This window comes from Pelagibius litoralis (assembly GCF_011683915.1).
GTDB lineage: Bacteria > Pseudomonadota > Alphaproteobacteria > Kiloniellales > Kiloniellaceae > Pelagibius > Pelagibius litoralis.
Map to the genome: position 1 here is coordinate 1 of NZ_JAAQPH010000034.1, position 13,150 is coordinate 13,150.

The window sequence follows — 13,150 nt, forward strand, 5'->3', positions numbered from 1 at the left end:
GGCCGTGGCGGTGCGGCGGTTGCCGCCGCCGCGGGGGCCGCCGACGCCGCCGTGCTGGCGGCGCGGGCGGCGCTGCGCCTGGATGGCAGCCTTGCCGGCGACGGTGCGCCGGCCCAGCCGCTTTATCTGCGGGCCCCTGACGTTACCCCGCCCAAGCCGCGGAGCCCGCTTTGACACCGGTGGAGGTCCGGAACGCTTCGCCCTGCGATGTGGCGCTGCTGGCCGCCCTTCAAACGGCTTGTTATGCCTCAGACGGGCAGCCGGAACTCCCCGAAGTCTCTTTCGTCGGTCAGGCCTGGTCGGCCCGGTCCTGGGCCGAGGTTCTGGCCATGCCGGGCAGTTTTGCCTTTGTCGCCGCCGCCGGGGAGTCGCCCGTCGGGTTTTTTCTGGGCCAGGTTTTGTTTGAGGACTGTGAGTTGTTGAGCCTTGGCGTTCTGCCGGCCCGGCGGCGCAGCGGTCTCGGCCGGCGGCTTCTGGAGCAGGGGACAAGCATGGCTGTCCAGCAGGGGGCAAACAGAATTCAGCTAGAAGTGGCAGAAAACAACCTCGGCGCGCAGCGTTTCTATCACAGCCAGGGATTTGCCTTGATCGGCCGCCGGGCTGGCTACTATCACGTCCCAGGCCACGCCTCAGGCGGGCCCGCGGTCGATGCCCTGATCCTGGAAAGGCACCTGATGCCGGGCTGATTTGTTGGCCGATCCGGGCCTTTAGGCGCGAAATTCAGGCCTAAGTCCCCCACAAACGATCAGTTTTCGATAATTTAATGTAAATCGTCAAATTCCGAGCAATAGAATAGTCAATGACAGACCATCAGATGCGATTTATTATTTTCGTATTGAATAATTGTTGATTCTCTTACGCAGAATTTTTATATAGTCGACAACAAAGTTGAGGAGTTGAAGAGGTCAATGTCCGAGCAAGCAAAGCAAAGCGAGTTGCTTTCCCTCACGACGAATATCGTCGCGGCACACGTATCGAATAATTCCGTTGCGCTCGGTGATCTGCCGATGATCATCCGCGATGTATACGAGACGCTGTCCAATGTGGGGACGACCCGCGAGCGGGAGCCGGAACGCCCTTCACCTGCGGTGCCGATCAAGAAGTCGGTGACACCGGACTACATCGTCTGCCTGGAAGACGGCAAAAAGCTGAAGATGCTGAAGCGTCACCTGAAAACCGCCTACGACATGTCGCCTGAAGACTATCGTGAGCGCTGGGGCCTGCCGGCAGACTATCCGATGGTTGCGCCGAACTATGCCAAGCAGCGCAGCAAGCTGGCCAAGCAGATCGGGCTGGGAACGCGCGCCCGGCGGAAGTGATCGTCTAAAGGGCCGTGGTGGGCACCGGGACCGGAGTGCAATCCCGGGGGGCGTCATCAGGGGCTCGAATTTCAGAATTCTTGGAAGATCGGCGTCGCCGGCGATTAGGCGGGCGGCGCTTCTTCAGTTATACTCTGCGTTTCGCCCGGTGGTTCTCAGACCGGGCAGTGGAGTGTCTGTGAAACGAGAAGGTTGGGAAAGACATGCCCGATCGCTTAGAAAAGCGTTGCGTTGAAAAGGGTCTGAAAATGACCGAGCAGAGGCGCGTTATTGCACGCGTTCTGTCCGAAGCCACCGACCATCCCGATGTGGAGCTGGTCTATCAGCGGGCGGTCGAGCGCGACCCACGGATTTCAATAGCGACGGTCTACCGGACGGTGAAACTGTTCGAGGAAGCCAGCATTCTGGAGCGTCACGATTTCGGTGACGGCCGGGCACGCTATGAAGAGCGCCCCGACGAACACCACGATCACCTGATCGATGTGAAGACCGGCAAGGTGGTGGAGTTCACCAACGAAGAGATCGAACGGCTGCAGAACGAAGTCGCAAAATCGCTCGGTTATCGCCTCATCGATCATCGTCTGGAGCTCTATGGGGTACGCCTGACGGGAGATGACGAGCAGGACGATGGGAAGCAGTAAGGTCGAAAAGCCAAGGCTTTGGATTGCTCGCCCCGGTTATCTCGCACAATTGGGATCGGGCCCGGTCGGCTCTCGTGGTTTTAAGGGTGTGACATGAGCCTTGTGGAAACAAAGTCCGATCGCCCGGTCGATGTCGTCGGCGGCAACCTGCGGATCCGCCTGGCCGAAGGGCCGGAGGAGATCCGGGCGGCGCAGGCCTTACGTTACAGGATATTTTACGAGCAGATGGCGGCCCAGCCGACGGCGGAGATGCGTGCGGCGCGGCGTGATTTCGATTCATTCGACGACTTCTGCGACCACCTGCTGGTCTTCGATGAGGAACGCGGCAGCGGGCCGGAATCGGTTGTCGGCACCTATCGCGTCATGCGCCGCGAAGGCGCGGCGCGGCGCGGCCAGTTCTACACCAGCGATGAGTATGACATCGCCAGCATCGATGCTTACCCTGGTGAAGTCCTTGAACTCGGGCGTTCCTGTGTCGATCCCACCTGCCGCAGCGGTGCGGCCATGCAGCTGCTGTGGCGCGGCATCGCCGAGTATGTTTTCTATCACAACATCTCCATCATGTTCGGCTGTGCCAGCCTGCCCGGGGTCGACCCGGTGCAGTTGAAGCTGCCGCTGTCCTACCTCTATCACCATCACCTGGCCCCGCCGGCGCTGCGGGCCAGGGCTGTTGCCGAGCGCTATGTCGCCATGGACCTGCTGCCGATCGAGGAGGTCCAGCTTTCCCAGGCCCGCCAGGCCCTGCCGCCGCTGATCAAAGGGTATCTCCGTCTCGGCGGTTTCGTCGGGGACGGGGCGGTTGTCGATCGTGAGTTCGGGACGACGGATGTCTGTATCGTCGTGAAGACCGATTGGGTGACCGAGAAATACCTGCGCCACTACAAGCGCGAAGACGGCGGTGGTGGCGATGCTTCCCGCACCGCGGCGGGGAGCGGTCGGGGATCTTCCTAGAGCATGACCGCACCCAACTTCGGCTCGCCCCTCACCGCTGCGGGCCGCTTCGTCGTCTACTTTGCCTTCACCGCCGTTCTGATGCCGGTCCAGTTGCTGGCGGTCGGTTTTCGTTGGCCGCTGCGCAAGACCCTGCCGCACTGGTATCACCGGCGCAGCTGCCGCATCCTGGGCATCAGGATTAAAACCCGTGGAAAGAGATCGCGCAGCCACCCCACCCTCTTCGTCGCCAACCATGTGTCTTATTTCGACATCGAGGTTCTGGGCGCATTGGCGAAGATTTCCTTCGTTGCCAAGGCAGAGGTCGCGACCTGGCCCTTCTTCTCCTGGCTGGCCAGGCTGCAGGAGACCGTTTTCGTGGAGCGCAAGGTCCAGCGTACCGCCGATCATCGCGACGAAATTGCCCGACGCCTTGAGGCCGGCGACGATCTCGTGCTCTTTGCCGAGGGTACCTCGGGCGACGGCAACGGCATCCTGCCGTTCAAGAGCGCCCTGTTTTCGGTGGCCGAGCGGCGGCCGCGCGGCGAGCCTTTGGTCGTCCAGCCGGTCTCCATCAGTTACACGAGACTCGACGGCGTGCCTCTGGGCCGCTATCTAAGGCCGTTTTTCGCCTGGTACGGCGATATGGAACTCGGGCCCCACCTCTGGCACGCCTTGAAGCTGGGCTACGTCACCGTTGTCGTGGAATTTCATGAAACGGTGACGATAGACCGCTTTGGCTCGCGTAAAGGACTGTGCGATCACTGTCATGCAACGGTTTCGCGCGGTGTGGCGGCGGCGCTGTCGGGTCGGCGTCAGCCGGGCCCGGCCCTGCCGCAGCCCGGCTGAGAGGCTGTGCCCGGCTGCGGAACGAGGACGGATCTGGGAGCGGCCGCGTGGTTCTGTGGTAGCATGTTTGAGTAGCCCTGGCGGGGGTGTCGGCAGAGGTCTTTGGGCGATATCGGCCTCGGTGGCGGCGGGGTGACGGGAAATATAGGAAAGTTGTGACTGAGAACGGCAAAAAACGGCTCTTTATCAAGACCTACGGCTGTCAGATGAATGTCTACGACTCGTCGCGGATGACCGACGTTCTGGCGCCCTTGGGCTATGAACCGGTCGACAGTCCGCGGGGTGCGGACATGGTGATTCTGAACACCTGCCATATTCGCGAGAAGGCCTCGGAGAAGGTGTTTTCCGAGCTTGGGCGCCTGCGCGCCTTCAAACAGGAGCGCGAGGCCGAAGGGGGCGATATGGTCCTGGCGGTGGCCGGCTGCGTCGCCCAGGCCGAGGGGGAGGAGATTCTCCGCCGCGCACCCCAGGTCGATCTCGTCTTCGGCCCGCAGACCTACCACCGCCTGCCGGAGATGGTGGCCCGCGCCCTGCGCTCGGCCGATGGCGGCGGCCAGCTGGACATCGATTTCCCGGTGGAATCCAAGTTCGATCACCTGCCCGAAGAGATGGCCGCGCCCGGCGCAGCGGCCTTTCTGTCGGTTCAGGAGGGATGCGACAAGTTCTGCAGCTTCTGCGTCGTTCCCTACACGCGCGGGGCGGAATTTTCCCGGCCGGTCGCTTCGGTGCTCGCCGAGGCGCGGCGTCTTGTCGAGGCCGGGGTGCAGGAAATCACCCTGCTGGGGCAGAACGTGAATGCCTACCACGGAGAGGCGGAAACCGGCGGCACCCCGGGCGGCACTTGGGGGCTCGGCCGCCTGCTGCGCGCCCTGGCCGAGATCGAGGGGATCACGCGCCTGCGCTACACCACCTCTCATCCGCGCGACATGGACGATGATCTGATTGCCGCCCACGCCGAAGAGCCCAAGCTTATGCCGTATCTGCACCTGCCGGTGCAGTCGGGCTCCGACCGGATCCTGGCGGCGATGAACCGGCAGCATACGGCCGATGACTACCTGCGCATCGTCGAACGTCTGCGGCGGGCGCTTCCGGATATTGCCTTGTCGTCGGATTTCATCGTCGGATTTCCCGGCGAGAGCGATGCCGATTTTGCCGAAACGCTGAGGCTGGTGACGGAGGTCGGCTACGCGCAAGCCTATTCCTTCAAATACAGCCCGCGGCCGGGAACCCCCGCGGCGGTGGCGGATGAGCAACTGCCGGAAGCGGTCAAGGCGGAACGGCTGGCCGGCCTGCAGCAGCTTCTCGGCGCGCAGGCCGCGGCCTTCAATCAAGCCTGTGTCGGCCGAACCCTTCCGGTTTTGCTGGAGCGTGCCGGCCGCAAGCCGGGCCAGCTTGTCGGCCGCAGCCCTTACATGCAGTCCGTCCATGTGCCGGTGCCGGAGGGAACGCAGCAGAGACTGATCGGCAGCCTGTTCGACGTGGCGATAGAAGCAGCCTACGACCATTCCCTTGGTGGACGGCTGTTGGTCGACGACGCCCCGCAACACTCCACAAGAGCAAGGATTTCAGCTTGAGCTCAGACAGTCTCAGCGGCGCTGCCAAAGGCCGCAAGGGTGAGCCGACCTTTCTGCAGTTCGACGACAACAGTCTGCTGCCACTGCTCTACGGCGAGCACGACCAGAACCTTTTGCGCATCGAACAGCAGCTCGGCGTCAGTCTGGCGTCGCGCGGCAACCGTCTGGCGATCTCCGGGCCTGCCGATTCCGTCGAGGCGGCCAATGCCGCGCTCACGGCGCTCTACGAGCGCTTGAGAAAAGGGCTCGATGTGGGCGATGGCGAGGTCGATGCGGTCATCCGGATGGCGGCCCAGGCGCCGGATCAGGAAAGCGGGCACGAGGCGGTGGCGGCGGTTCACTCCGACGAGTTGGCCATCACCACGCGCAAGCGCCGGCTGACCCCGCGCTCGCCCGGCCAGAAAACCTATGTCCAGGCGTTGCGCGACCACGAGATGGTTTTCGGAATCGGCCCGGCCGGGACGGGCAAGACCTATCTCGCCGCAGCCATGGCGGTCTCCATGCTGTTGGAGGGCGCGGTGGAGCGCATCATTCTCTCACGCCCGGCGGTCGAAGCGGGTGAGCGCCTTGGTTTTCTGCCCGGCGATCTCAATGAGAAGGTCGACCCCTATCTGCGGCCGCTTTATGACGCGCTCTATGACATGCTGCCGGCCACCCAGGTCGCCAGCCGGCTCTCCAACGGCGAGATCGAGGTCGCGCCGCTGGCCTTCATGCGCGGGCGGACTTTGACCAATGCCTTTGTCATCCTCGACGAAGCGCAGAACACGACGCCGGTTCAGATGAAGATGGCGCTGACCCGCCTGGGTGAGAACAGCCGCATGGTGATCACCGGCGATCTCTCGCAGATCGATCTGCCCAAGGGCGCGCCCTCGGGCCTGCGTGAAGCCGCCGGTATCCTGTCGGATATGGAAGGCGTCGCCTTCGTTCAGTTCACCGCTGCCGATGTCGTGCGCCATTCCCTGGTGACGCGCATCGTGCGTGCCTATGCAGCCTATGATGCCAGCAGGTCTGGAGAAGGAGATCTCTTCGGTCCGCAGCGCTGAGGCCTCTTGATGTCTCTACCCGATATCGAACGAGACCGGGCGCTGCTGAGATCGCCGCTAAGATGAAAGACGAGCCTGGAATTAGCCCGCTGGAGGTTGCTGTCTCGCTGCAGGATGCGGCCTGGGGCGAGACGTTGGACAATCTGGAGGGCCTGGCCGAACGGTCGATCCGGGTGGCCCTGAGCCACGTAAACGAAACCGGGTCTTCGGGTTTTGTGGGCGATACAGGCGACCAGGGCGAAAGGGGCGGCGCGCTGGAAGTCAGCCTGCTGTTCGCCGACGACGCGGCGGTCGCCGCGCTGAACCAGGGCTATCGCGGCCGCAGCGGGCCCACCAATGTTCTGTCCTTTCCCAATATGGACGGGAACGACCCCCCGCCATCCGAACCGCTGCCGTCTGCCTTGCCGGGCGACCCTGCGCCGCGGCCACGCCTTCTGGGCGACATCGTGCTTGCCAGGCAAACTGTCCTGCGCGAAGCCGCCGAGCAGGACAAGACCCCGCAAGCCCACATCATGCATCTTCTGATTCACGGCTTTTTGCATCTGCTGGGCTATGATCATGAGAACGAAGCCGAGGCTGAAGAAATGGAAGCTTTGGAGATTGCCATTCTGGCGGATCTCGATGTTGCGGACCCCTATCGCCGAAAGGCCTCTGACGGTGGCGCCGCGGCGGCGGCGTCTCTTTCCGGTCCCCCCCTGACGGAGGGTCGGAGCTGAACCATGGCAGAGACGTCAGGCAGCGGGCGTAGCCCGCGTGGGAACGGTCAGCCGAGCGGCAACCTTTGGCAGCGGCTGCGCGGATTGGTGAAGGCGCGTCAAAGCGAGGCCCAACTCCGCGAAACCCTCGAAGAAATCATCGATGAGATCAAGGAAGTCGAAGGCGAGGAAGAAGTCGCCGCACCGATCAGCAGCGACGAGCGTGTCATGCTGTCCAACATCCTTCGGCTGCGCCACCTGACGGCCTATGACGTCATGGTGCCGCGCGCCGACATCGTTGCGGTCGATCTGGATACCCCGATCGAGGCGCTGATCGACGTCATGAGCGAAGCCGGCCATTCCCGTCTGCCGGTCTATCGCGAGACCCTGGATGAGGTGGTCGGCATCGTCCACATCAAGGACGTGCTCACCTACATGAAGGGCGAGCGCACGTTCGACCTGGTCGATCTGGTGCGCCGCATCCTGGTCGTTGCACCGTCGATGCGGGTGCTGGACCTGTTGCTGGAAATGCGCCTCTCGCGCGTTCACATGGCCCTGGTGGTCGATGAATTCGGCGGCATCGACGGCCTGGTGACGATCGAAGACCTGGTGGAGGAAATCGTCGGCGAGATCGACGACGAACACGATGTTGCCGAGGGCCCGAAACTGATCGACCGGCCCGACGGCAGCCTTGTGGCCGATGCCAGGACGACGATCGAAGAGTTCGAGGAGAAGGTCGGCCCGGTGCTTTCCGATGAGGAGAGGGAAGACGACATCGACACCCTGGGTGGTCTGCTGTTCTCCCTGGCGGGACGGGTGCCCGGCCGCGGCGAGTTGGTCGAGCACGATCACAGCGGCATGAGCTTCGAGGTGCTGGAGGCCGATCCGCGCCGGGTGAAGCGCCTTCGGGTCCACAACGTGGCGGACCGCCTGTCCCGGCCCGGTGATGACGGCTGATACCGGGGGCCGTGAAGGTTGGCGGCAAGGCTGGGCCCGGCGCCTCGCTGCCCTGACCGGCTGGCGGCGTCTGGCGCTGGCGGCTTTTTGCGGTGGTCTGGCCGCGCTTGCCCTGCCCCCGCTGTACCTCTTTCCCTTGCTGGTGCCGGCCTTCGCGGTGGTTTTCTGTCAGCTGGGCGGCGCCCGCAACGGGCGACAGGCAGCACTGATCGGCTGGGCTTTCGGCAGCGGCCACTTTGCCGTCGGCCTCTACTGGGTGGGCATCGCCTTTCTGGTGGATGCCGAGCGCTTCGCCTGGGCGATGCCATTCGCAATAAGCGGCCTGGCGGCGGGCTTGGCCCTGTTTCCGGCGCTGGCTTTCTGGCTGACGTTCTGGGTGGCGGCGAAAAGCCGGCTGACCGGCCCGGCGCGTGTCGTGGCCTTCGCAGCCGCCTGGCTTGTCAGCGAAGGTCTGCGCGGCTGGGTTCTGACCGGCTTTCCCTGGAATCTCATCGGTTCGGTCTGGGCTTTTTCGGCTGAGACGATGCAGCTCTCGTCGCTCGGCGGGGTCTGGCTGCTCAGCCTGATCACCGTCATCGCCGCGACGGCGCCGGCGATTCTGGCGCAGCCGGCCCTGCGGCCAGGCCGGGCTTACGCCTTTGTCTGTCTGGCGCTGTTGCTGCCGGCGGGTTCCTGGGGTTACGGGGCCTGGCGTCTGGCCGAAGCGCCGGCTGTGGGGACGGCGGTCGTCGAGGAGGTGCGCCTGCGCCTGGTTCAGCCCAGCATTCCGCAGAAGCTGAAGTGGCGCCGGGATCTGCGTGCCGGGCATCTGCGCCAACAGGTGCGCATGTCGCTGGCGCCGGGGCATGAGGACCGCACCCATATCATCTGGGCTGAGACGGCGATCCCCTACGTCCTCTCGATGGAACCTGTATTGCAGCGCGAACTCGCCGCCATCGTGCCGCCCGGCGGCTACCTGATCGCCGGCGCGCTCCGGGTCCTGCCGGAGCAGCCGGACGGCCCGATCTGGAATTCGCTCTATGCCCTTGGTTCGGACGGCAAGATAGCCGCAACTTTCGACAAGGCGCACCTGGTGCCGTTCGGCGAGTATGTGCCGCTGCGCGCCCTGCTTGGCTTTACCAAGTTGACCGCGGGCAGCCGGGATTTTACGCCCGGCCCCGGCCTGCAGACCCTCAAGCTGCCGGGTCTGCCGGCCTTCAGCCCGCTGATCTGCTATGAGGTGATCTTCCCCGGCCGCGTCAAATCGGCGTCGGCAGAGGCCCCGCGATGGTTGCTGAATGTGACCAACGATGCCTGGTTCGGAGATTCTTCCGGACCCTACCAACATTTCGCTTCGGCCCGCCTGCGCGCAATAGAGGAAGGTCTTCCGCTAATTCGCGTTGCTAATAATGGAATTTCTGCAGTGATCGACTCTTATGGGCGAGTTATCGATCAAATTAATCTCAATGATCGAGGTATAATTGATGCAGAACTACCCGAAGCTGCTGAAGCCAAGACGCTCTATTCCAATGCGGGTAATTGGCTATATTTGGTAGAATTGATTATATGTACTTGTGTTATATTTGTGTTGCGGCGTTTTGCTTGACCGACTAAGAAATAGAGCACTTGACGAATCAACCCTCTGTTGGCATACAGATGTATGCCTATAGTCCTACGGTTCTGTTGATTCCAAAAAAAGGTATGGTGCGAATGGCGCGACGCAGCGTGGCGCTGGGTGATCGCCGCACAAGCGGGCCAAACCCGGTCGATGTTCATGTCGGGGGACGGGTTCGTTTGCGGCGGACGCTTCTGGGTATGAGCCAGGAGAAGCTCGGCGAGGCTATTGGCCTTACATTCCAGCAGGTTCAAAAGTATGAACGGGGTGCGAACCGGGTGGGTGCGAGCCGCCTGTTCGATCTGTCCCGGGTTTTGGACGTGCCGGTCGGTTTCTTCTTCGATGAAATGCCGACCGATGTGGCGGCCAGTTCGCCGGCGCAACGTCCCGGCGTTGGCAGGCCTGCGCCGGAGCAGGAGCTCGATCCCCTGGTCAAGCGCGAAACGCTGGAACTTGTGCGCGCTTACTACAAGATCGAAGACGCCAGTGTGCGAAAGCGCCTCTTCGAAATGACCAAGGCCTTGGCTTCGGCCAGCGGCCGCGACTCCGGAAAGAGCGAAGACTGACCGGCCCTTAGCGGCCGTGTGCTCTATGCGCTTCAGACTATGAGCGGCGCCCGTGGAATCTGCGTGACGTAACCTCTTTGTTGCATGTCCTCTTGCAATTGCTGCGCAGCGTCGTTATTCCCAGCGATCTATCTCCTACCTTTAGCCCGAACAAGCGGGAGCGACGCGGTGCGCAACGGCAGCTATCTCTTTACCAGTGAATCGGTTTCGGAAGGTCATCCCGACAAGGTCTGCGACCGGGTGTCCGATGCCATCGTCGATACCTTCTTGAGCCACGATCCCTACTCCCGCGTTGCGGTGGAAACCCTGTCGACCACCAACCGCATCGTCCTGGCCGGCGAAGTGCGCGGGCCGGCAGAGGTCACCAGCGACCTGATCGAGCAGGTCGCCCGTCATGCGGTCAAGGAGATCGGCTACGAGCAGGATGGCTTCCACTGGCAGCAGATGGCGGTCGAAAACTTCATCCACGAACAGTCCGTCGATATTGCCCAGGGCGTCGATGCCGCGGGCAATAAGGATGAAGGGGCCGGCGATCAGGGCATCATGTTCGGCTATGCCTGCCGCGAGACCGAAGAGCTGATGCCGGCGCCGATTTACCTTTCTCACAACATCCTGCGTTCACTTGCCGAGGCGCGCCATTCCGGTGCCGAGCCGGGCCTGTTGCCGGACTCCAAGAGCCAGGTGACCCTGGAATATGTCGACGGCAAACCGGTTCGCGCCACGTCGATCGTGGTGTCGACCCAGCATTCCGGCGACCTGGAACAAGACCAGGTGCGGGAAATCGTTCGGCCCCATGTGGTCAACGTGCTGCCGGAAGGCTGGATGTGCGCGGAAGAGGATTTCTATGTGAACCCGACCGGGCGCTTCGTGATCGGCGGCCCCGACGGCGATGCCGGACTGACCGGCCGCAAGATCATCGTCGATACCTACGGCGGCGCGGCGCCCCATGGCGGTGGCGCCTTCTCCGGGAAAGACCCGACCAAGGTTGATCGCTCGGCGGCCTATGCGGCGCGCTACCTGGCCAAGAATGTCGTTGCGGCGGAGCTTGCAGAGCACTGCACGATCCAGCTTTCCTATGCCATCGGCGTTTCCAAGCCCCTGTCGGTCTACGTCGACAGCCGGGGCACGGCCAAGGTCGATGAGGGCAAGCTGGCCACGGTCCTGCAGGAGATGATGGACCTGTCGCCGCGCGGCATTCGCGAGCACCTTGTATTGTCGCGGCCGATCTATGCCCGTACCGCTGCTTACGGCCACTTCGGCCGGGCCCCCGATGCCGACGGCGGATTCTCCTGGGAGAGAACCGACCTTGTCGATTCTCTGCGCAGTGCTTTCGGCGCTTAGAGCAGATTCACCCGGTCGATGGATCGCCTCCGGCGATTCCATCCGACCGGAATCTGCTCTAACTGCTTGATGTCGATCGGATTCACATGTTTTGGCGCAACCACGAAGTGGTTTCGTCAAAACATGATCCGATCTAGTCACCGACAGCGGCTCTTTCATCGGACCTGCCGGGGCTGAGCGTGTCGCCGGGCAAGCGCAATCTCTATGGCCGCCGTCAGGGGCGGCCCCTGCGGGCGGCGCGCCGGGCGACGCTTGAAGAGCGTCTGCCGTTGCTGCAGATCGACTTGCCGGAGGCGCCCTTTGAGGTGTCGGCGGCAGCCTTGTTCGACCCCCTGCCGCCGCGGCTCTATCTGGAAATCGGTTTCGGCGGCGGCGAGCATCTGGCCTGGCAGGCCGCGGATCAGCCCGATCTTGGTATCGTGGCGGCGGAGTATTTCATGACCGGCGTGGCCGGCCTGCTCCATCAATGGCCGGAAGGGCCGCAGACCGCGGCGCTCAGGCTGTTTATCGGTGATGCCCGGGATCTGATGGAGCGTCTGCCGGATGCCCTTTTCGACAAGATTTTTATCCTTTTCCCCGATCCCTGGCCAAAGCGCCGGCACCACAAACGGCGGTTGATTCAGCCGGCGACCGTCGATTTGCTGGCCCGTCTGCTGAAAGACGGCGGTGAGCTGCGCTTTGCGACCGACGATCCGGGATACCTTGCCTGGGCGCTGGAGCGGCTCACCGCCCACCGCCAGTTGGCCTGGCAGGTCACCGGGCCGGCGGATTGGCGTCTGCGGCCCGAAGTCTGGCCGGCGACCCGCTATGAACAGAAGGCTCTGAGGGCCGGGCGTCAGCCGGCTTTTCTGCGCTTTCGCAAGGCTGCCGACCCCGATTAACCGCTGCTTTTATGGCCACTGCGGGGTGGAGAAATGCCTTGCGGGCTGCGGGTTGCGGGCGTAAAGTCCGCTTCAGTCAAAGTGACGATACCACAGTGACAGGTATCGTCGGGCTACCGAGCGGTGGGCCTCTGGCCCACTTTTTTTATTTGAGCATTACCTTTACGGGAGGATGGGCAGTGTCCCAGGCCTTGGAGCAGGCCCCTGCACTGCTGGCCAAAACCAGCGAAGGCAAGGCGGCGGAAGTCGAAGCCCTGATCGCCCCGGCCCTGGAGGCGATGGGTTACGACATCGTCCGGGTTCAGCTTTCGGGTGGCGATCGCCTGAGCTTGCAGATTATGGCCGAGCGGCGCGTTGACGGCACGATGAACGTCGACAACTGCGCCGAGGTCAGCCGGGCTGTGGCCGCCATCCTGGACGTCGAGGATCCGATCGAGTCAGCCTACACCCTGGAGGTCAGCTCGCCGGGTATTGACCGTCCGCTGACGCGCCTGGCGGATTTCGACCGCTTTGCCGGCTTCGACGGACGGGTCGAAATGGCGATGCCGATCGATGGGCAGCGGCGCTTCATCGGCCGCATTGTGGGAACCCGGGGCGCGGCTATGGTGCTTGATTGCGAAGCGGGCGAGGTTGTCCTGCCCTTTGCCGAGATGCAGCGGGCGAAGTTGTTGCTGACCGACGAATTGATTGCGGCGAGCCAGGGGCCGGGTTCCTCAGGCTCCCCAGATTCTGGGGACACGCCGGAAGACGGGAATTAGCG

Annotated in this window: 14 protein-coding genes; all 14 read left to right on the forward strand. The window is 63.2% G+C overall.

Annotated features, from left to right (window positions below):
* Window positions 1–179: 179 nt before the first annotated feature.
* Window positions 180–686, forward strand: coding sequence for a GNAT family N-acetyltransferase (locus HBA54_RS26540; protein WP_322096131.1), 507 nt, complete (start codon window positions 180–182; stop codon window positions 684–686).
* Window positions 687–908: 222 nt separating this feature from the next.
* Window positions 909–1,319 carry a Ros/MucR family transcriptional regulator gene (locus tag HBA54_RS26545; RefSeq protein ID WP_167231003.1) on the forward strand — a complete coding sequence of 137 codons (411 nt, stop codon included), beginning with the start codon at window positions 909–911 and terminating at the stop codon, window positions 1,317–1,319.
* Window positions 1,320–1,522: 203 nt separating this feature from the next.
* Window positions 1,523–1,960, forward strand: a complete 438-nt coding sequence (locus tag HBA54_RS26550) for a Fur family transcriptional regulator (RefSeq protein ID WP_167231006.1) — start codon at window positions 1,523–1,525, stop codon at window positions 1,958–1,960.
* A gap of 93 nt (window positions 1,961–2,053) precedes the next feature.
* A complete protein-coding gene (locus tag HBA54_RS26555) occupies window positions 2,054–2,911 on the forward strand; it encodes a GNAT family N-acetyltransferase (RefSeq protein ID WP_167231009.1) in 858 nt (285 codons plus the stop codon).
* Between the two features lie 3 nt (window positions 2,912–2,914).
* Entirely contained in the window at window positions 2,915–3,739 is an 825-nt protein-coding gene (locus tag HBA54_RS26560; RefSeq protein WP_167231013.1) for a lysophospholipid acyltransferase family protein, read from the forward strand.
* A 155-nt stretch (window positions 3,740–3,894) separates the two neighbouring features.
* The gene (miaB, locus tag HBA54_RS26565) at window positions 3,895–5,313 is read left to right on the forward strand and encodes a tRNA (N6-isopentenyl adenosine(37)-C2)-methylthiotransferase MiaB (protein ID WP_322096127.1); all 1,419 of its coding nucleotides are present in this window, start codon (window positions 3,895–3,897) and stop codon (window positions 5,311–5,313) included.
* Window positions 5,310–6,356, forward strand: a complete 1,047-nt coding sequence (locus HBA54_RS26570) for a PhoH family protein (protein WP_240932929.1) — start codon at window positions 5,310–5,312, stop codon at window positions 6,354–6,356. The genes miaB and HBA54_RS26570 overlap by 4 nt, the downstream gene beginning before the upstream one ends.
* Before the next feature lie 62 nt (window positions 6,357–6,418).
* Window positions 6,419–7,072, forward strand: a complete 654-nt coding sequence (gene ybeY, locus HBA54_RS26575; RefSeq protein WP_167231022.1) for an rRNA maturation RNase YbeY — start codon at window positions 6,419–6,421, stop codon at window positions 7,070–7,072.
* A gap of 3 nt (window positions 7,073–7,075) precedes the next feature.
* Window positions 7,076–8,008, forward strand: a complete 933-nt coding sequence (locus HBA54_RS26580; RefSeq protein ID WP_167231025.1) for a hemolysin family protein — start codon at window positions 7,076–7,078, stop codon at window positions 8,006–8,008.
* A complete protein-coding gene (gene lnt / locus HBA54_RS26585) occupies window positions 7,998–9,593 on the forward strand; it encodes an apolipoprotein N-acyltransferase (protein WP_167231028.1) in 1,596 nt (531 codons plus the stop codon). The genes HBA54_RS26580 and lnt overlap by 11 nt, the downstream gene beginning before the upstream one ends.
* 104 nt (window positions 9,594–9,697) lie before the next feature.
* A complete protein-coding gene (locus HBA54_RS26590) occupies window positions 9,698–10,168 on the forward strand; it encodes a helix-turn-helix domain-containing protein (RefSeq protein ID WP_167231030.1) in 471 nt (156 codons plus the stop codon).
* A 168-nt stretch (window positions 10,169–10,336) separates the two neighbouring features.
* The gene (metK, locus tag HBA54_RS26595; RefSeq protein WP_167231032.1) at window positions 10,337–11,509 is read left to right on the forward strand and encodes a methionine adenosyltransferase; all 1,173 of its coding nucleotides are present in this window, start codon (window positions 10,337–10,339) and stop codon (window positions 11,507–11,509) included.
* A gap of 179 nt (window positions 11,510–11,688) precedes the next feature.
* The gene (gene trmB / locus HBA54_RS26600) at window positions 11,689–12,390 is read left to right on the forward strand and encodes a tRNA (guanine(46)-N(7))-methyltransferase TrmB (RefSeq protein ID WP_322096128.1); all 702 of its coding nucleotides are present in this window, start codon (window positions 11,689–11,691) and stop codon (window positions 12,388–12,390) included.
* 179 nt (window positions 12,391–12,569) lie between these two features.
* A complete protein-coding gene (rimP, locus tag HBA54_RS26605) occupies window positions 12,570–13,148 on the forward strand; it encodes a ribosome maturation factor RimP (protein WP_322096129.1) in 579 nt (192 codons plus the stop codon).
* The last annotated feature ends 2 nt before the right edge of the window (window positions 13,149–13,150 follow it).

Excerpts from the sequence above, each read along its gene's own strand:
- HBA54_RS26545 (WP_167231003.1), top strand. The coding sequence starts at position 909 with ATGTCCGAGCAAGCAAAGCAAAGCGAGTTGCTTTCCCTCACGACGAAT.
- HBA54_RS26550 (WP_167231006.1), top strand. The coding sequence starts at position 1,523 with ATGCCCGATCGCTTAGAAAAGCGTTGCGTTGAAAAGGGTCTGAAAATG.
- HBA54_RS26555 (WP_167231009.1), top strand. The coding sequence starts at position 2,054 with ATGAGCCTTGTGGAAACAAAGTCCGATCGCCCGGTCGATGTCGTCGGC.
- HBA54_RS26560 (WP_167231013.1), top strand. The coding sequence starts at position 2,915 with ATGACCGCACCCAACTTCGGCTCGCCCCTCACCGCTGCGGGCCGCTTC.
- ybeY (WP_167231022.1), top strand. The coding sequence starts at position 6,419 with ATGAAAGACGAGCCTGGAATTAGCCCGCTGGAGGTTGCTGTCTCGCTG.
- HBA54_RS26580 (WP_167231025.1), top strand. The coding sequence starts at position 7,076 with ATGGCAGAGACGTCAGGCAGCGGGCGTAGCCCGCGTGGGAACGGTCAG.
- lnt (WP_167231028.1), top strand. The coding sequence starts at position 7,998 with ATGACGGCTGATACCGGGGGCCGTGAAGGTTGGCGGCAAGGCTGGGCC.
- HBA54_RS26590 (WP_167231030.1), top strand. The coding sequence starts at position 9,698 with ATGGCGCGACGCAGCGTGGCGCTGGGTGATCGCCGCACAAGCGGGCCA.